At 65.0% G+C, this 18,836-nt stretch carries 14 protein-coding genes; 8 read left to right on the top strand and 6 right to left on the bottom strand.

The window, feature by feature from the left end:
- The first annotated feature begins 47 nt into the window (after nt 1-47).
- Nucleotides 48-2,456: a hybrid sensor histidine kinase/response regulator gene (locus NDN01_RS08445; RefSeq protein WP_272626898.1), complete on the top strand. Its 2,409-nt coding sequence runs from the start codon at nt 48-50 to the stop codon at nt 2,454-2,456.
- A 37-nt stretch (nt 2,457-2,493) separates the two neighbouring features.
- Nucleotides 2,494-2,847 (top strand): response regulator, encoded by a 354-nt coding sequence (locus NDN01_RS08440; RefSeq protein ID WP_272628110.1) that lies wholly within the window; start codon nt 2,494-2,496, stop codon nt 2,845-2,847.
- Here NDN01_RS08440 and NDN01_RS08435 read toward each other — a convergent pair.
- Together NDN01_RS08435 and NDN01_RS08430 are read right to left on the bottom strand one after the other, a co-directional pair.
- A complete protein-coding gene (locus NDN01_RS08435) occupies nt 2,844-3,359 on the bottom strand; it encodes a phosphoribosyltransferase (protein WP_272626897.1) in 516 nt (171 codons plus the stop codon). The two genes, NDN01_RS08440 and NDN01_RS08435, sit on opposite strands and share 4 nt — an antisense overlap.
- Nucleotides 3,356-4,369, bottom strand: a complete 1,014-nt coding sequence (locus NDN01_RS08430) for an adenosine deaminase (protein ID WP_272626896.1) — start codon at nt 4,367-4,369, stop codon at nt 3,356-3,358. The genes NDN01_RS08435 and NDN01_RS08430 overlap by 4 nt, the downstream gene beginning before the upstream one ends.
- 188 nt (nt 4,370-4,557) lie before the next feature.
- On the opposite strand from NDN01_RS08430, the gene recA reads away from it, so the two are divergent.
- The 3 genes from recA to NDN01_RS08415 all read left to right on the top strand — a co-directional run bounded on the left by recA (nt 4,558) and on the right by NDN01_RS08415 (nt 7,316).
- Nucleotides 4,558-5,649: a recombinase RecA gene (recA, locus tag NDN01_RS08425; protein ID WP_443025213.1), complete on the top strand. Its 1,092-nt coding sequence runs from the start codon at nt 4,558-4,560 to the stop codon at nt 5,647-5,649.
- 182 nt (nt 5,650-5,831) lie between these two features.
- The gene (locus NDN01_RS08420; protein WP_272626895.1) at nt 5,832-6,668 is read left to right on the top strand and encodes a class I SAM-dependent methyltransferase; all 837 of its coding nucleotides are present in this window, start codon (nt 5,832-5,834) and stop codon (nt 6,666-6,668) included.
- Nucleotides 6,669-6,683: 15 nt separating this feature from the next.
- Entirely contained in the window at nt 6,684-7,316 is a 633-nt protein-coding gene (locus tag NDN01_RS08415) for a glutathione S-transferase family protein (RefSeq protein WP_272626894.1), read from the top strand.
- A gap of 293 nt (nt 7,317-7,609) precedes the next feature.
- On the opposite strand, the gene NDN01_RS08410 is transcribed toward NDN01_RS08415, so the two are convergent.
- A complete protein-coding gene (locus NDN01_RS08410; RefSeq protein WP_272626893.1) occupies nt 7,610-8,902 on the bottom strand; it encodes a dicarboxylate/amino acid:cation symporter in 1,293 nt (430 codons plus the stop codon).
- Nucleotides 8,903-8,997: 95 nt separating this feature from the next.
- Here NDN01_RS08410 and NDN01_RS08405 point away from each other — a divergent pair, with 95 nt between their 5' ends.
- Entirely contained in the window at nt 8,998-10,254 is a 1,257-nt protein-coding gene (locus tag NDN01_RS08405; RefSeq protein ID WP_272626892.1) for a M24 family metallopeptidase, read from the top strand.
- Between the two features lie 42 nt (nt 10,255-10,296).
- The gene (gene alaS / locus NDN01_RS08400) at nt 10,297-12,954 is read left to right on the top strand and encodes an alanine--tRNA ligase (RefSeq protein WP_272626891.1); all 2,658 of its coding nucleotides are present in this window, start codon (nt 10,297-10,299) and stop codon (nt 12,952-12,954) included.
- Between the two features lie 9 nt (nt 12,955-12,963).
- Here the strand turns inward: alaS and NDN01_RS08395 are convergent, their stop codons facing one another.
- Nucleotides 12,964-13,725 carry an NRDE family protein gene (locus tag NDN01_RS08395; protein WP_272626890.1) on the bottom strand — a complete coding sequence of 254 codons (762 nt, stop codon included), beginning with the start codon at nt 13,723-13,725 and terminating at the stop codon, nt 12,964-12,966.
- A gap of 112 nt (nt 13,726-13,837) precedes the next feature.
- Between NDN01_RS08395 and NDN01_RS08390 the strand changes: the two genes are divergently transcribed.
- Complete coding sequence (locus NDN01_RS08390; RefSeq protein WP_272626889.1) at nt 13,838-15,574, top strand: alpha/beta hydrolase family protein; 1,737 nt, start codon at nt 13,838-13,840, stop codon at nt 15,572-15,574.
- Between the two features lie 17 nt (nt 15,575-15,591).
- Here NDN01_RS08390 and NDN01_RS08385 read toward each other — a convergent pair whose 3' ends face one another.
- Together NDN01_RS08385 and NDN01_RS08380 are read right to left on the bottom strand one after the other, a co-directional pair.
- Nucleotides 15,592-17,367, bottom strand: coding sequence for a cation:proton antiporter domain-containing protein (locus tag NDN01_RS08385; protein WP_272626888.1), 1,776 nt, complete (start codon nt 17,365-17,367; stop codon nt 15,592-15,594).
- A 195-nt stretch (nt 17,368-17,562) separates the two neighbouring features.
- Nucleotides 17,563-18,783, bottom strand: a complete 1,221-nt coding sequence (locus NDN01_RS08380) for an NADP-dependent isocitrate dehydrogenase (RefSeq protein ID WP_272626887.1) — start codon at nt 18,781-18,783, stop codon at nt 17,563-17,565.
- Nucleotides 18,784-18,836: the final 53 nt, after the last annotated feature.

Below are 18,836 nucleotides of genomic sequence, written 5' to 3'. Positions count from 1 at the left end.
TTTTAAGCAGCTTGACGCTTACCTGAGCGCGGCCAAAGAGAGGCAGGATGGCAAGCCTTCCAGCATCCTCCGCCTCGACGCTCTCGCCGGCGCGCGGCGCGGCGTTGATCGCCGCTGCATGCGGGTTTACTGCGGCGCTGCTGATTTTGGTGGTGCTGCGCAACCTGCCGGTGGCGGCGGCCTTCGTGGCGACTTCCCTGGTGATCCTCGGATCGCTGCTCCTGTTTCGCAGGCTGTTCCCATCTGGACGTGCCGAAAGCGTCGAACCCGACTGGAGCGTTGCCCGCACGCTGGCCGCTAGCAGCCCGGAGGCGGTGGCGATCACTGACCGCGCCGGACGCCTGGTATGCGCCAACGACCGGTATGAGGCGCTGTTCGCCGGTTTCCCGACTCCCCCGGCATTGCCGGTGGACGATGCGGGAATCGACCTCCTTGGTGCCGCCGGCCGCACCGCCTGGCGTGACGGCGCTGCCTCGGTTGCCCGGCTGATTGCACGCGGCACGCTGCTCAGGGCGGAGATCGAGCGGGCGGGAGCGGACGACGATCTGCTCGTCTGGCGTTTCCGTGGCGTCGAGGCGCTCGATCTCGCCGCCACCGTCGAAGGCGTGATCGGCGGACCGACCGGGGACCGGCTTGCCGCGGCGGGGATCATGGCCGCCCTGATCGCGCCCGACGGGCGGATACGTGCCGCGAACCGCGTACTGCGCGCCCGCGCCATGGGGCATGAGGAAGGCGCCGTGGCTGGCCGCGACTTCGCCCGCTTCCTCATCACCGACAGCCACGGCCTTGTCCGGTTCGAGCGCGAAGGGCTGACCGGCAGCCCGTTGCGAGTCCTGCAGATCCCGTTCCTCGACGGCGACGATGCGCCGATGCTGGTCGTCTTGCTTGATGAGGAGGGCGGTGCCAACGAGCCGGCGATCGGGGCGAGCGCCAGCGCGCATGTCCGCAGCCTCGTCTCGCTGATGCCGTTCGGCATGGCGCTGGTCGATCGTGACGGCCGCTTTCTCCAGATGAACGATGCGTTCGCACGCGCGGCGGAGGTCGATGCGGCGGCGCCGCCGCTCTATCCCGGCGATCTGCTGGTGCGCGAGGACAAGGGGGTGGTCGCCGACGCGATCCGGCGTTTCGCGAACGGGGCGACTCATTCGACCGATCTCGCCGTGCGTCTGAAGGATCATCCGGAGGAGCCGGTCGCGCTGTCGATCGCTGGCGCGCGCGGCCTGGGCGATGCGGCGGTGCTGCTCAGCCTCAAGGACAATAGCGAGGAGACCCGGCTCAAGCGCGAGGTGGCGCAGGCGACCAAGATGCAGGCGGTCGGTCAGCTTGCCGGTGGCGTCGCGCATGATTTCAACAATATCCTGACCGCGATCATCGGGCACTGCGACCTGATGCTGATGCGCCATTCGCCCGGCGACAGCGATTATGATGACATCCAGCAGATCCGCGCCAATTCGAACCGCGCCGCGAGCCTGACCCGGCAGCTTCTCGCCTTTTCCCGCCAGCAGACCCTGGTGCCGCAGGTATTGCAGTTGCCCGACGTGATTTCGGAGGTTTCCAACCTGCTCAAGCGCTTGCTCGGCGAGACGGTGACGCTGACGGTGAAGCATGGCCGCAACCTGGGCCCGGTGCGCGCCGATCCGGGGCAGCTCGAACAGGTCGTGGTCAACCTCGCGGTCAATGCGCGCGACGCGATGCTGGCGAAGGACCCGCGCGGCGGCGGCGAACTGTCGATCCAGACCAAGTCGGTGACCGCAACCGACGTGCGCCGGATGGGGTCCGACATCCTGCCGATCGCCGATTATATCGCGCTCGAGGTGGCCGATACTGGCGGCGGCATCCCGCCCGAGATATTGCCCAAGATCTTCGAACCCTTCTTCACCACCAAGGATGTCGGCAAGGGGACCGGGCTTGGCCTCTCCACCGTCTATGGCATCGTCAAGCAATCGGGCGGCTATATCTTCGCCGACAACAGGGAACAGGGGCGCGGGCAGGGGGCGGTGTTCACCATCTACCTCCCGGTCCATACCGCGTCGCAGCCCGCCAAGCCGGTGAGCCCGGCCAGGAACAGGGACAAGCCGACCGACCTGTGGGGCACCGGCACGATCCTGCTGGTCGAGGACGAGGATATGGTCCGCGCGGTCGCCGAGCGCGCGCTGGTCCGGCAGGGCTATACGGTACTGACCGCGGAAAATGGCGAGGTCGCGCTCGACGTGCTGACAAAGAGCGCTCGGCCCGACCTGCTGATCTCCGACGTGGTCATGCCGGTGATGGACGGGCCGACCATGGTTCGCCAGGTCCGCTCGCGCTACCCCGACCTGCCGATCCTGTTCATGTCCGGCTATGCCGAGGAGCAGTTGCGCAAGTCGATCGACCTCGACAATGTCACCTTTCTCGCCAAGCCCTTCTCGGTACAGCAGCTTGCCGAGGCGGCGCGGGACGTGCTGGCGGCGAAATGACTTGGCGGCGATACGCGCCGGAGATTATGGGGCGATGATGACCGCCCCGACCAATATCCTCATCGTCGAAGACGAGCCCCTGATCGCGATGATGCTCGAGGATTTTCTCGACGTCCTCGGCAAGACCATGGCAGGCACGGCCGACAACGTCGCCGATGCGCTGAAACTTGTCGAGGCGGGCGGCATCGATGCGGCTATCCTCGACGTGAACCTGCGCGGCGGGGAGAAGAGCTGGCCGATCGCCGATGCCCTGGCGGCGAAGGGCGTGCTGTTTGTGCTGGCGACCGGTGGATCGGCCGAGAGCGTGGCCGAGGCCTATCGCGGCCGGCCGACGCTGTCCAAGCCCTTCACCATGGATGCGGTATCGCGGGCGCTCGACTCGCTCGGTTAGGCGATCCGTTCTGGCACCGCCGCCGCATCCTCGATCAGAGACTGGGCAGGGGCGACGGCTTCCCAGGGGAAGACGAACCAGTCCTTGTCGACGGTGCGGTCGATCGTGCGGGCGCGATACTCGACCCTTTGCGCCGATTTGGCGTTGTCGATCAACGTGGCGAAGCGAATACTGTCCGGTACCGCGCCGGCTGCACGCAGGACCTCGCGCAGATGGCCGATGGTGCGGCCCGAATCATTGATGTCGTCCAGGAACAGCAGCCTTTCGCCTGCCTGGGTGCGGTGCGCGAGCCTGACCAGCGGCTCGTCGGCGAAATCCTTCACCTGGCTCGAATAGTCGACCGACAGCATCGGCATGCCGGTGGCATGGCTGAGATAGACGGCCGGGGCGAGGCCGCCGCGCCCGATACCGATGATGAAATCCGGTTTCCAGTCGTCCTCGGCCAGTTGCGCCGCAAGCGTGCGAACGGCGGCGACGAACGCCTCGTGCGGGATCTCGGTGAAAACGGTCATCGGCTTGCCTCCACATAGGCATCGAGCCGGGCGAGATGCGCCGCCACCGCGTCGTCGGGCAGGAAGGATCCGAGAAAGCTGTTGCGGGCGAGCAGGACCAGATCGCCGCGGTCGAGCCCCCGCGCGGAGGCAGCCGCCCGGTAATTGTCGGCGATATAACCGCCGAAATAGGCCGGATCGTCCGAATTGATCGTGGCGCGAAGCCCCGCCTTGATCATCCGGTCGATTGGATGATTGGCCATGTCGTCGACCACGCACAGTTTCAGGTTCGAAAGCGGGCATACCGTCAGCGTCATGCCGGTACGCGCCAGCCGCGCGGTGAGAACGGGATCCTCGAGGCTGCGATTGCCGTGGTCGAGCCGGTCGATCTCGAGCAGGTCGAGCGCCTGGAGGACATAGTCGGGCGGTCCTTCCTCGCCGGCGTGTGCGACCAGCCGAAGTCCTTTCGCGCGGGCAGCGGCGAACACGCGGGCGAATTTCTCGGGCGGATGGCCAAGCTCGGACGAGTCGAGCCCCACGGCGTCGATCCGGTCGAGCCACGGTTCAGCCGCCGCCAGCGTGACGAAGGCGGCATCTTCGTCGAGATGGCGCAGGAAGCACAGGATCAGCTTCGATGTCATGCCGTACCGGGCGTTCGCGTCGGCCATGCCGGCGAGCAGGCCCTCTATCACCGTGCCGAAGGCGATGCCGCGATCGGTATGGGTCTGGGGGTCGAACATGATCTCGGCATGGACGACGCCGTCGGCTGCGGCGCGATCGAAATAGGCGACAGCGAGATCGCGAAAATCCTCCTGCTTCTGCAGCACGTTTGCGCCGGCATAATAGATGTCGAGAAAATCCTGTAACCTGGAGAAGCTGTAAGCCGCGCGAACCTCCTCTATGCTCGCATAGGGGATCGCGACCTTGTTGCGCTGCGCCAGGGCGAACATCAGTTCGGGTTCGAGGCTGCCCTCGATATGCAAATGGAGTTCCGCCTTGGGCAGGCCGGTAATAAAATCGTGGTCGGTCATCTCTCCTTCATCGCGCGGGCACGATCGGGGAGCAAGCCGGAACGAGAAGGGGCCGCACCCCGGAACGGGTCGTTTCACGGATCCCACAAAATTCTTGTTCCACTCTTGTTCTTATGGAACAAACCATATACGGGACTTCCAACACGCATTGAACGCGCGATGTGATCAGTCTAGCGACGGAGGCTCCAGTGGCGGCATCTTTGAAGGTCATCGACAACAAAATGGCAGTCTCCAACGATAAGGCGAGCTCAGAGCGAGCCAAGGCACTCGACGCGGCACTCGCACAGATTGATCGCGCATTCGGCAAGGGGTCGGCCATGCGGCTCGGCTCGAAGGAAACCATGCAGGTCGAGGCGATCTCGACCGGCTCGCTCGGGCTCGACATCGCGCTCGGCGTCGGCGGCCTGCCGCGCGGCCGCGTGATCGAGATTTACGGACCGGAAAGCTCGGGCAAGACCACGCTCGCGCTCCACGTCATCGCCGAGGCGCAGAAGACCGGCGGAACGGCAGCGTTCGTCGATGCCGAGCATGCGCTCGACCCGGTCTATGCCAAGAAGCTCGGCGTCAACATCGACGAGCTGATCGTCTCGCAGCCCGACACCGGCGAGCAGGCGCTAGAGATCGTCGATACGCTGGTCCGCTCCAACGCGATCGACGTGCTGGTGGTCGATTCGGTCGCGGCGCTGGTGCCCCGTGCCGAGATCGAGGGCGAAATGGGCGACAGCCATGTCGGCCTTCAGGCCCGCCTGATGTCGCAGTCGTTGCGCAAGCTGACCGGCTCGATCAGCCGCTCGCGCTGCATGGTGATCTTCATTAACCAGCTCCGCATGAAGATCGGCGTGATGTACGGCAATCCGGAGACGACGACGGGCGGCAACGCGCTGAAATTCTATGCTTCGGTCCGCCTCGACATCCGCCGCACCGGCCAGATCAAGGATCGCGAGGAGATCATTGGCAACACCACTCGGGTGAAGGTCGTCAAGAACAAGGTCGCGCCGCCGTTCAAGCAGGTCGAGTTCGACATCATGTATGGCCAGGGCGTTTCTAAGATCGGCGAGATCCTCGATCTCGGCGTGAAGGCCGGGCTGGTCGAGAAATCGGGCGCGTGGTTCAGCTACGACAGCGTTCGCATCGGCCAGGGCCGTGAGAATTCGAAGAATTTCCTCAGAGAGAATCCCGAAATGGCCGATCGCCTCGAAAAGGCGATCCGGGCTCGTACCGACAAGGTGGCCGAAGAGATGATGGCCGGTCCCGATGCCGAGGACGACGACGAACTCTGAGAGTTGATTTTACGCGGCGTTCTCCCGTCGCAAAACCCGGAAAGGCCCGCCTGCGTTGGCGGGCCTTTCATATTTCGGGCCATGGAAATTTTGGAACCCGGCAGCGCTGGCCTGCATGGTGACCGCGGGATAGGGCTGCTCGGGCCGGCCCCATGAACGATCGCCCGGTGCGGAGAAAGAAGATGACGACCGCGAGTGACTGGTCAGGGTCGATAGGCGATGTCTGGGCGGCTGAATGGCGCAGGACTGATCGTATTTTTGCCGGGCTGGCGACGCAGCTGAACGCCGCGATTCTCGATATGGCTCTCTCCGGCAGCGCGGCGATCGTCGATATCGGCTGCGGTGCCGGTACCACCAGCCTGGCGATCGCCGGGGCGCTACCCGGCAGGCAGGTGGTCGGAATCGATATATCGCCCAGCCTGGTCGAGATCGCAACCGGGCGTGGCCAGGGGCTCGACAATCTTTCCTTCCGCTGTGGACCGGCGGAAGAGCATCTCGCCGGTCTGGCGCCGGTCGACCTGCTCGTCTCGCGTCACGGGGTGATGTTCTTTCCCGATCCTGTTGCCGCCTTCTCGGCATTGCGACGCGAAACCGTGCCGGGTGCCGGCCTCGTCTTCTCCTGTTTCAGGGCCAGCACGCTCAATCCCTGGGCAACGGAGCTTGTCGTCGCTGCCCAGGGAGAGTCGCCGCCCCCGCCCACCGGCTATGTGCCCGGGCCTTTCGCCTTCGCAGATCCCGATAGCGTTCGCGCTTTGCTGAGCGTGGCGGGATGGTCGCGGATCGATTGCCGGCCAGTCGAGTTCTCTTATCGCGCTGGCGAGGGCGCCGATCCGGTTGCCGATGCATTGAGCCTGTTCCAGCGTATCGGGCCGGTTGCGCCGATCCTTCGCCAGGCGCCGGCCGGGGAGCGGGCGGCGATGCTTGGCCGGGTCGAGGCGGTCATCGCGCGGCACCATGTCGACGATGCCGTGGATTTCCCGGCCGCGGCGTGGTTATGGTCTGCGCACAACGACGGATAGAGAGAGAGGATTGCCGTGACGATCATCGTCCACCATCTCGAAAACTCCCGCTCCCAGCGTATCCTGTGGATGCTCGAGGAACTGGGCATGCCGTATGAGGTCAAGCGCTACGAGCGCAACAAACAGACCATGCTCGCACCGCCCGAGCTGAAGAAGGTCCATCCGCTCGGAAAGTCACCGGTCATCGAGGATAGCGACGACGGCCGGGTGATCGCGGAGACCGGCGCGATCATCGACTATCTGGTCGAGAAGGCCGACGGGCGGCTCGGGCCGCTGCCGCACCGCGATTCGGTCCTCCGTTACCGCCAGTTCCTGCACTATGCCGAAGGGTCGCTGATGCCGCCCCTGCTTGTGCTGCTCGTCGTCAATCGTATTCCATTCCTCGGCAAGAAAGCGGCGAAGCGCATCCAGCCGATGATCGACGTGCATCTTGACTATGTCGAATCCGAACTCGCCCAGCGCCCATGGTTCGCGGGCGAGGAGATCACCGGTGCCGATATCATGATGAGCTTCCCGCTCGAGGCAGCGCGCAATCGTGCCGGGCTTGACGGTTCGCGCCCGCATACCATCGCCTGGCTCGACCGGATCCACGCCCGCCCGGCTTATCGGGCGGCTTTGGCAAAGGGCGGGCCTTATGCCTATGCCTGAGCGCCGATCGAGCGCGGTTGATTCAATGTGGTGAACGCTGGCTGCAGGATAGGGGCTGCGCGGAACCCTCGGGAACCGACGGGCTCTTTCTCATCGCTATACGCCGCAGATATCCCTGTTCGGCGCGGAATTTTCCCTGTTATCCGCGCCTGAATTCCCTGTTCTCGGATAACAGGGAATCTATTATACTGAATTGATATTAAACGGGAATATTCGGATAATCCGCTGCAAGCCGGATGAAAAAAAGGAAATTCCCTGTTACTGGCCCGGAACAGGGAATTTCCTCGGGCTTTTTAAAGCATGCCCTTCGATGGCGCCTGCGGCGGATCGATGTCGGCAGGCTCGATCGGGTCGAGATCGCCTTCCCATTTCGCCACCACGCTCGCTGCGATCGCGTTGCCGACCACGTTGGTGGCTGAACGACCCATGTCGAGGAAATGGTCGACCGCGAGGATCAGCAGCAGCCCTGCCTCGGGGATCTTGAACAGCGACAGCGTGGCAGCGATCACCACCAGGCTCGCGCGGGGGACGCCGGCAATGCCCTTCGACGTGACCATCAGCACCAGCAGCATGGTGATCTGCTCGCCGAGCGACAGGTGGACGCCATAGGCCTGGGCGATGAACAGCGACGCGAACGTCATGTACATCATCGATCCGTCGAGATTGAACGAATAGCCGAGCGGCAGCACGAAACTGCCGATCTTGGGCGGCACGCCGAACCGGTCGAGCGCCTCGAGGGTGCGGGGATAGGCTGCCTCGGACGAGGCGGTCGTGAAGGCGAGGATCAGGGGATCGCGGATATAGCGTACCAGCAGCGAGGTCCGCTTGCCGATGAAGAGGTAGCCGAGCCCGATCAGCAGCAGCCAGAGCAGCAGGAGGGCGATATAGAAGGACAGGATGAAATAGCCGAGATCGGCGAGCACGCCAGGTCCGCGTTCGGCGAGCGTGCTGGCGACTGCGGCGAACACGGCGAACGGGGCGAAGCGCATCACATAGTTGGTGATCTGCAGCATCACCGCGACCAGCCCCTCCAGCGCGCGGACAAGGGGCGCTGCCTTGTCGCCGACCGCCGTGATCGCGACGCCGACGAACACGGAGAAGACCACGATCTGGATGATCTCGTTGGTCGACATCGCTTCGATCATCGAGGACGGGACGACGTGGGTAACGAAATCCTTCAGGTTGAAACCGGTCTTCACGATGCCTGCATCCGCATTGACGGGCGGGATCGGCAGGCCGAGGCCGACACCGGGTTGCAGGATGTTGACCAGGATGAGGCCCAGCGTCAGCGACAACAGGCTTGCACAGATGAACCAGGCGAGCGAGCGAAGGCCGACACGGCCCAGCGCGCCGGTATCCCCCATATGCGCGATGCCGACGACAAGCGTCGAGAAGACCAGTGGCGCGATGATCATCTTGATCAGGCGCAGGAAGAGCGTTGTGATGATCGAGAAATAGCCGGCGATCTTTTCCAGTGCGGCCGCGGAGGCCGGGGTGTTGTCGTCTATCGCGAGATGCAGACCCCAGCCGACGACGAGCCCAAGCACCAGGCCGATAACGATGTAGAGCGTAAGGCGCTTGGCCATGAAGATGTCCCCGGAGATTTGCGCGGCAGGGAAGGGGATTGCGGCCGCGCGGTCAAGCGCCTTATGTCCGGACGCAACAAACGGAAAGAGGCCCTATGCTGGTGACGAAACGCGAGTTGCTCGGCGGCGCGGTGACGGGTCTTTCGTTGCTCGCCGTGCCGTCGATCCTCCGAGCGGCCGAGCCTGATCTTTCCGCGCTGAACGATATCGCAGCCGGCACGGCGCCGATCGGCGCGGAAGAGCGCCGGGCCCGAATCGCCCGCGCGCAGGGCCTGATGAAGGCAAACGGGATCGGGGCCGTGCTGATCGAGCCCGGATCGTCGCTGATCTATTTCACGGGCGTTCGCTGGGGTCGGAGCGAACGGCTGACCGCCGCGGTGCTGCCGGTCGAGGGCGACCCGTGCATCGTCACGCCCTTTTTCGAGGAACCCTCGGTTCGCCAGACGCTCGGCGTGCCGGCGGAGGTGCGGGTGTGGCAGGAGGATGAGGACCCGCTGGCCGTCGTCGCTGGCTTCCTGAAGGATCGCAAGCTCGCCGCGCGCCCGATCGGGATCGAGGAGACCCTGCGCTATTTCGCGGTGAACGGCCTCGCCCGGGCGCTGCCGGGCGCGAAACTCGTCTCCGCCAATCCGGCCGTGCGCGGTTGCCGCATGATCAAGACAGCGCCCGAGATCGCGCTGATGCAGGCTGCGACCGATGTGACGATCGCCGCCTATCGCTGGACATATCCGCGAATCGAGAAAGGCATGAAGCCGGCCGATATCGGCGCGCTGATGAATGCGGCGACGCGCAAGCTGGGCGGTGATCCCGAATTCGCGCTGGTCCTGATCGGCGAGGCGGCAGCCTATCCGCATGGCAGCCGCGCGCCGCAGGTCGTGGCGGACGGGCAGGTGGTCCTGATGGACTGTGGCTGCACGGTGCAGGGATATCAGTCTGACGTCTCGCGCACCTTCGTGTTCGGCACCGCAAATGCCGAGCAGCGCAAAGTGTGGGATCATGTGCGCGAAGGCCAGGCGACCGCGTTCGCCGCCGCGAAGCTCGGGGCGGCAGCCGGGAGCGTCGATGACGCGGTCCGCCGCCGTTATGAAGCGCTTGGCTATGGCCCGCGCTACAAGCTGCCGGGCCTGTCGCACCGCACCGGCCACGGCATCGGGCTGGACGGGCATGAGCCGGTCAACCTGGTCCATGGCGAGGCTACGCCGCTGGCCGCCGGCATGTGCTTTTCGGATGAGCCGGGACTCTATCTGCCGGGCAAGTTCGGGGTACGGCTGGAGGATTGTTTTCACATGACTCCGGCGGGCCCGAAATGGTTTTCGCAGCCTCCGACGACGATCGACGCCCCGTTCGGGTGATGTTCCTTGGCAAGGCGCGAAGTCCCGCTTAAATCGCCGCCCATGACATCGACCAACGACATCCGCCGATCCTTCCTCGACTATTTCGAAGCCGAGGGACATGCGCGCGTCCCGTCCGCGCCGCTTGTGCCGCACAATGATCCGACGCTGATGTTCGTCAATGCGGGCATGGTGCCGTTCAAGAATGTGTTCACCGGCCTCGAAACGCGCGCCTATTCGACCGCGACCTCGTCGCAGAAATGCGTCCGCGCGGGCGGCAAGCATAATGATCTCGACAATGTCGGCTATACGGCACGGCACCATACCTTCTTCGAAATGCTCGGGAACTTCTCGTTCGGCGATTATTTCAAGGAGCGCGCGATCTCGCTCGCCTGGAATCTGATCACGAAGGAATGGGGCATCTCGCCCGACCGGCTGACCGTCACCGTCTATCATACGGACGACGAGGCGTTCGACCTCTGGCGCCGGATCGCCGGCCTGCCCGAGAGCCGAATCATCCGCATCGCCACCTCGGACAATTTCTGGTCGATGGGCGATACGGGGCCATGCGGCCCCTGTTCCGAGATATTCTACGATCATGGCGATCATATCCCCGGCGGCCCTCCCGGCAGCCCCGACGAGGACGGGGACCGATTCGTCGAGATCTGGAACCTGGTGTTCATGCAGTTCGAGCAATCGGCTGACGGCACCCGGGCCGATCTGCCGCGCCCGTCGATCGACACCGGCATGGGGCTGGAGCGCGTGGCGGCGGTGCTGCAGGGCGTGCACGACAATTACGACACCGACACGTTCAAGGCGCTGATCGCCGAATCGAGCGCGCTGACCCGTACCGCCAGCACCGGCCCGACCCAGGCGAGCCACCGCGTTATTGCCGATCATCTGCGCGCTTCGGGCTTTCTCGTCGCTGACGGCGTGCTGCCGGCGAACGAAGGCCGCGGCTATGTGCTTCGCCGGATCATGCGCCGCGCGATGCGGCATGCGCATCTGCTCGGGGCGAAGGAGCCGCTGATGCACCGGCTGGTGCCGTCGCTCATCGCCGAGATGGGCACCGCCTATCCCGAGCTGCTGCGCGCGCAGGCTTCGATCGAGGCCACCCTGCTGCAGGAGGAAACCCAGTTCCGCCGCACGCTGACCAACGGCTTGCGCCTGCTCGATGAAGCGACAGCCGGCATGGTGCCTGGAGCCACCCTGGCGGGTGAAACCGCGTTCAAGCTCTACGACACGTTCGGCTTTCCCTATGATCTGACCGAGGACGCGTTGCGGGCGCAGGGCTTCGGCGTGGATCGCGCGGGCTTCGACACGGCGATGGCCGAGCAGAAGCGCGCTGCGCGTGCCGCCTGGAAGGGTTCGGGCGACCGCGCCTCGGACGAGATCTGGTTCGACATCGCCGAGGAAACCGGCGGTACCGAGTTCATCGGCTACAGCGCCGAAGAGGGCGAAGGTCAGGTTATCGCGCTGGTCAGGGATGGTCAGCGGGTTGATCGCGCCGGCCCGGGCGATACGGTCGACCTGGTCGTCAACCAGACCCCCTTCTACGGCGAGAGTGGCGGCCAGGTAGGCGACGCCGGATCGATCGGTAGCGAAAAGGGGCTGCGTGGTTCGATCCAGGATACGCAGAAGCATCTCGGCCGCCTCTGGGCGCATCGTCTCTATGTCGAGGCCGGAGAGATCGCTATTGGCGATGCCGTGCGACTGACCGTCGACCAGGGCCGTCGCGGCGCAATCCGCGCCAACCACTCCGCGACTCACCTGCTGCACGAGGCGCTGCGCCAGCGCCTCGGCCTGCATGTGGCGCAGAAGGGAAGCCTGGTCGCGCCCGACCGGCTTCGCTTCGATTTCTCGCAGCCCACCGCGATTGAGCCGCTCCGCATCGCCGAGGTGGAAGCCGATGTGAACCGCCATATCCGCGCGAATGGCGAAGTCTCGACCCGGCTGATGACGCCCGAAGAGGCGATCGACGAGGGTGCGATGGCGCTGTTCGGCGAGAAATATGGCGACGAGGTTCGCGTCGTTTCGATGGGTCGCGAGGGCGACAGGACCTATTCGCTCGAACTCTGCGGCGGCACTCATGTGAAGCAGCTCGGCGACATCGGCCTGTTCAAGGTGATCGGCGAGAGCGCTGTGTCGAGCGGGATCAGGCGAATCGAGGCGCTGACCGGCGAGGCGGCGCGGCAGTGGTTCACTGCGCGCGACGAGAAGCTGCGCGACGCGGCGGCGGCGCTCAAGACATCGCCCGATGACGTGCCGGCACGTGTCGCCGCATTGGTCGAAGACCGGCGGCGGCTGGAACGTGAACTGACCGAGGCGAAGAAGGCGCTGGCGCTTGGCGGCGGCTCGGCCACCGCGGCCGGGCCGGAGCAGGTCGGCGGGGTCAGCTTCGTCGGCCAGGTCGTCCAGGATTTCGATGCCAAGGGCCTGCGCGGCGCGGTCGACGAGACCAAGCAACGGATCGGGTCGGGCGTCGCGGTGATGGTCGCGGTCAATGAGGGGCGTGCTTCGATCGCGGTTGGGGTTACCGACGATCTGGTGGCGACCTACAGCGCTGTCGACCTCCTCCGTCGTGCGGTCGCCGTGCTTGGCGGGCAGGGCGGCGGTGGTCGGCCCGACATGGCGCAGGGCGGCGGCCCCGACGGATCGAAGGGCGCCGAGGCGATCGATGCGATCAGGGCAGCCCTTGCCGAGGATCAGGCAACCGCCTGAACCTTGATGTCATTCAGGCCAGGAGAAGGGCAGGCTTGTCCTGCCGGTCTCCTGGCCATCGGACGAGAAGCGTCGTTCCATGATGACGCCGCCTCCCGACATGTCGATTGCCACTATGGTGCTGCACCGTGTGCCATAGACCGGATTGCTGATGAAGATCGGTGAATGAAGCGGTTCCTGCGGCACATCGGAAGGCGTGTGGGGTTCGAGGCCGATGTCGGGCAGGACCTGCTCCCGCAGTCCAGTGAACAGTAATTCGGGATCGATCGCGTCGCCGGTGATCCAGTCGAGCAGCCGTGATTTGAGCCGCATTGTCTTGGGCCACGGCTCGTCGAGCCGGCCGTTCGACAGGCCGTACAGGCCTGAGGCGAGGGTGCTTCGCGTGATGTCCGGCCGGTTCGAGAGAAAATGCACTCCTCGCCGGTCAGCCACGATCAGGTTGACCGGATTGAAGACCGACAGATCAGCGGTGAGCGCATCCGCATAAGGACCGTTCCCCGCCAGATAGTCCGTCACCAGCGCCCCGCGCGAGGCCAGGCCGGGCTCCGGCAAGCCAAAGCCGCGTAGGTTGGTGACCACGGCAAGGCGGCCCTGTTCGGACACGCCGAGCCAGGTCCCGCCCGACTGGAGGTCGCGCCCGGCGAGCAGATGATCCGGTTCCCGCCAGCGCTCAAGCGGTTGAGCCGGTCGGGCATGGAGTTCGTCGCGATTTCCGGCCAGCAGAAGCCGCCAGCGAGGATGCGCTTGCCACGCAAAGGCCAGGACACACATCGGGGTTTCTTAGAACGGCACGGGCGGCTTTGACATCGGTTCGTGCAGTGGCGCATGACATCGTCGGAGAGCGTCGGCGCCCCGCGACCGCGCCCGAAGGGGAGGGGATGCGATGGATAGCCAGCAGCAGGATTCGGTCGGGCTCGAACCGCTCGAGGCCCGGCGATGGCCGCGCTGGATGCTGGCGGCGATCGGCATGGTGATGATCCTGGGCGGGGCGCTGCTCGCAAGCGCGATCCAGACCTCCGGCGGCGTCCGGGTGAGCGATATCCGTTTCAACGGCGCCGGCGGCACCGAGATGAGCGCGCTTCTCTACGTTCCGGCGACCGCAACCCCGGCAACGCCGGCGCCCGGGATCCTGGCGGTGCACGGCTATATCAATTCGCGCGAGACGCAGGACGGCTTTGCGATCGAGTTCGCCCGGCGCGGCTATGTCGTGCTGGCGACGGACCAGACCGGCCATGGCTATAGCGGCGGCAAGGCATTCTCGAATGGCTTTGGCGGGCCGGACGGGCTCGCGTATCTTCGCTCGCTGCCGTTCGTCGACAAGGACGAGATCGGGCTTGAGGGGCACAGCATGGGCGGCTGGACCGTGCTCGCCGCGGCGGCGGCGATGCCCGATGCCTATCGCGCGATCGTGCTTGAGGGATCGTCCACCGGCGCACCTTATGCGAAGGAAGGCACGCCCGGATGGCCGCGCAATCTGGGGCTGGTCTATAGCCGCTATGACGAATTCTCCCAGCTGATGTGGGGTGTCGGGCGCGCCATGGATGTTGGGCAAAGCGTCAAGCTGAAGCAGCTGTTCGGCACGTCGGAGGCGGTGCAGGCGGGTAGGCTCTATGGCTCGATTCCGGCGGGAACGGCGCGATATCTGGTGCAGCCGTCGACGACTCACCCGGGCGATCATATCTCGGCGGCGGCGATCGGTGCCGCAACCGACTGGTTCGCTCGCACGCTCGCTGGCGGCCATCCGCGTCCGGCGGGGGATCAGATATGGTTCTGGAAGGAGATTGGCACCGGCCTCGGCCTGCTCGGCTTTGTGCCGCTGGTGCTGGGGCTGTTCGATCTGATGCTGGCGCTTCCCTTCTTTGCGTCGCTGCGGGGCAACGCCGTCGCCGCGGTGCCCGCTAGGGACGCGCGATGGTGGCGTGGGGCAGCGATGGCCGCCGTGGTGCCGGTGTTGATCTTCTTCCCGGTCTTCATCGGGATCTTCCTTCTGGTGCCGGCGACGGCGTTCCTGCCGCAGACGGTGACGACCCAGGTGACAGTGTGGGCGCTCGCGGGGGCGGGGCTGACCTGGTTCTTCGGGCGAGGGCGATCGGCCGGACGGGAATCTGGAATCGATTGGCTGAAGACGATCCTGCTCGCGCTTGCCGTGACGTTGGTTGCCTATCTTGTTCTGGCATTGGTGCAGCACGTGCTGACAACTGATCTTCGCTTCTGGATCATGGCGATCAAGCCGCCAAGCGTTCGGCAATGGCTCATTGCGCTGATCTACGTCGTGCCGATGACAGTCGCCTTCCTGATGACGGGACGAGTGCTGCGCTCGCTGACGGTCGCGGGTGACCGGGGCGTGGCGCGCTATATCTCGCCCATGCTGGTGCTGAGTGGCGGGTTCGTCGTGCTGCTCGGTCTGGTCTATGGGACGTTCTTCGCGACGGGTACGCTGGCGAGCGGGTTCGATCCGCTATCGACCATCATCGCGATCCAGTTCGTGCCGGTATTGGCCGCGGTGGCGGCGATCATCACCTTTGGCTGGAGCCGCACCGGCAGCCATCGGCCCGGCGCCATGCTGGGCGGGATGTTGGTTACCCTCTATGTCGTGGCCGGGACGGCGACCCAGGGCTGATCCGTGTCATCGGGGAATCAGGTCTCGATGGCTGCCTTGCGAGCGCGGCGCAGGCGCGGCTCGCGCACCATGTCGGCTGCTTCCTTGATCTCCTTGCGCAATTCGTCTCGCTTTTCGTGGATCGAGGCGATGACCGGACCAACGGCAATGCCGAGATCGACCAGAAGCGCCTCCGACAATTGAAGCGAGCTTTCCAGCGTTTCGGGCACGGCGTCGGTGGCGCCGGCGCGATAAAGTTCCGCCGCATGGGCGGTATCGCGGGCGCGGGCGACGATAGTGAGGTTGGGCACCCAGCTGCGCACGCGGCGGGTGAGCTGCACTGACAGGACTGGATCGTCCATCGTCAGGATCAGCGCCTTGGCACGACCAAGATTGAGGCGGTCGACCAGTTCCGACCGGGAGACGTCGCCGAAGATGACGGGATATCCTTCCGCTCGCGCTGCCTTGACCGCGTCGATATCGGCCTCGACCGCGATGAAGGGCTGGTCATGCACCTTGAGCATGTCGGCCACCATGCGCCCGACGCGGCCGAAGCCGATCACCACCGTGCCGGGCCCTGCCGTGGGAATTTCCGCTTCGGATTCGTTGCTGCCGCCACGCAGTTCGATCCGTCGGGCGACGCGCTGGCCGAGCCAGGCGAGCAGGGGGGTGATGGTCAGCCCGATGGCGGTGACTGTCTGCCAGAAACTCGCGGTGTCCGGCATGATCAGCCTCGCCTGCGCCGCCGTGCCGAGCACGATCAGCGTGGTTTCGGACGGGCTCCCCATCAACAGGCCTGTTTCGGCCGCTACCCCGTTGCGGATGCCCGCGAATTTGAGCAGGCCGAACGTCACCAGCGCCTTTACCGCAACCACGGCGACGATCGCCGCCAGCAGCGCAGGCCAGTTCTCGAGGATCGAGGAAAGGTCAAGGCTCATGCCGACGGTGATCAGGAACACGCCGAGCGCCAGGCCCTTGAAGGGCGCGGTCATCACCTCGACCTCGCTGTGATAGTCGGTCTCGGCGATCAGCACGCCGGCCAGCAGCGCACCGACGATCGGCGAGAGTCCGACTGCGGTCGTGGCGAGGCTGGCGACGATCACGACGAGCAGCGAGGCGGCGAGGAACAGTTCCGGGCTCTTGGTCCGCGCAGCCTGGGCGAAGAGCCGCGGCAGGATCACCCGCCCACCGATGAACATCGCGGCGATCGTCAGGATGCCGCCAATGATCACGCCGGCGATCGCGCTCAAGCCTTCACCCGCGCCCGGGCCGAGCGCCGCCAGCGCGAAGATGATCGGGACGAGCGCGAGATCCTCGAACAACAGCATCGCGAAGGCGGACCGGCCGACCGGGCTGCTCGTGCCCGCGATCGGCAGGACGAGCGCGGTGGAGGAGAGGGCGAGCGCCAGACCGAGGCCGATCGCCCCGGGCCAGCTCTGTCCGGTCAGATGGATGGCCACGCCGATGATGAGGCCGGACCCAAGCAGTTCGGCGGCGCCGGTGCCGAACACCAGCCTCCGCATCGACCAGAGGCGCTTCAGCGACAACTCGAGCCCGATCGAGAAAAGCAGGAGGATAATGCCGAATTCAGCGAACGGCTCGATTGCGTGCGCGTCCGAGATGGTGAGATAATAGAGCCACGGATATTCGTGGACGAGCGCGCCGAGACCCGAAGGGCCAACGAGGAGGCCGACCAGAATGAACCCGATCACCGGGCTGATCTTCAGCCGGGCAAATGCCGGAATAACCAGTCCCGCAGCGCCAAGAATGACGAGTGCGTCGCTGAAGCCCTTATTGTCCAATCCCATCGCCATGGGGGTATTTAGGCATGGCGAAACGACTTTGTCAGCCGATGAGTAGCGGCGATATGTCGATTATCGGTTTGGTTTGCCGTCAGCCGGGCGTTTGTGCCGCCGGCACGCGATATTGCCCCCGCATCAGGGGCGACTGTGAGGGCATGAACATCGCCGCCGCGCCCGATCCGGACGCGGCGGCGGTGTTGCCATGGGTTATTTCGAGCTTCCCATCGCCTGTTCGAGGTTGATGCGAACCTCCTCGAAGAACTGCTCGGTGGTCATCCAGGGCTGATCCGGGCCGATCAGGATCGCGAGATCCTTGGTCATCTTGCCGCTCTCGACCGTGTCGACGCAGACCTTTTCGAGCAGTTCGGCGAACTCGGTCACCTCGGGGGTGCCGTCGAACTTGCCGCGATACTTGAGGCCACCGGTCCAGGCGAAGATCGACGCGATCGGATTGGTCGATGTCGCCTTGCCTTGCTCGTGCATGCGGAAGTGGCGGGTGACGGTGCCGTGCGCGGCTTCTGCCTCGACCGTCTTGCCGTCAGGCGTGAGCAGCACCGACGTCATCAGGCCGAGCGAGCCGAAGCCCTGGGCGACCTGGTCGGACTGGACGTCGCCATCGTAGTTCTTGCAGGCCCAGACGAATTCGCCATGCCATTTCAGCGCCGACGCGACCATGTCGTCGATCAGGCGATGCTCATAGACGATGCCGGCTTCCTTGAAGCGGTCTTTGAACTCGCTCTCGAATACCTCGGCGAACAGGTCCTTGAAACGACCGTCATAGGCCTTGAGGATGGTGTTCTTGGTCGAGAGATAGACCGGCCAGCCCAGGTTGAGGCCATAATGCATCGACGCGCGAGCGAAATCGCGGATCGAATCGTCGAGATTATACATCGCCATGGCGACGCCCGAGGACGGGAACTGGAATACTTCCTCGTCGATGACGGTGCCGTCGTCACCCTCGAACACAAGACGCAGCTTGCCGGGGCCGGGGACGCGATAGTCGGTCGCGCGATACTGGTCGCCGAACGCGTGGCGGCCGACGACAATAGGGTGAGTCCAGCCCGGGATCAGCCGGGGAACGTTCTTCATCACGATCGGTTCGCGGAACACGACGCCGCCCAGGATGTTGCGGATCGTGCCGTTGGGCGACTTCCACATCTTCTTGAGGCCGAATTCCTCGACCCGCGCCTCGTCGGGCGTGATCGTCGCGCACTTTACACCGACGCCGTATTTCTGGATCGCGCGGGCGCTGTCGACAGTGATCTTGTCGTCGGTCTCGTCACGCTTCTGGATACCCAGGTCGTAATAATCGAGGTCGATATCGAGATAGGGAAGGATCAGGCGCTCGCGAATCCATTGCCAGATGATCCGCGTCATCTCGTCGCCGTCGATCTCCACGACAGGCGTTTTTACCTTGATCTTCGCCATCGATACTCGCTTTCCAGAGGGGAGGTTTCGGTGAGCGTCTAGGAGGAAGGTCG

This window comes from Sphingomonas sp. QA11 (assembly GCF_028473665.1).
GTDB classification, from domain to species: domain Bacteria; phylum Pseudomonadota; class Alphaproteobacteria; order Sphingomonadales; family Sphingomonadaceae; genus Sphingomonas; species Sphingomonas phytovorans.
Note: the sequence above shows the minus strand (reverse complement) of the source record. Positions and strands in the feature narration are given on the sequence as shown.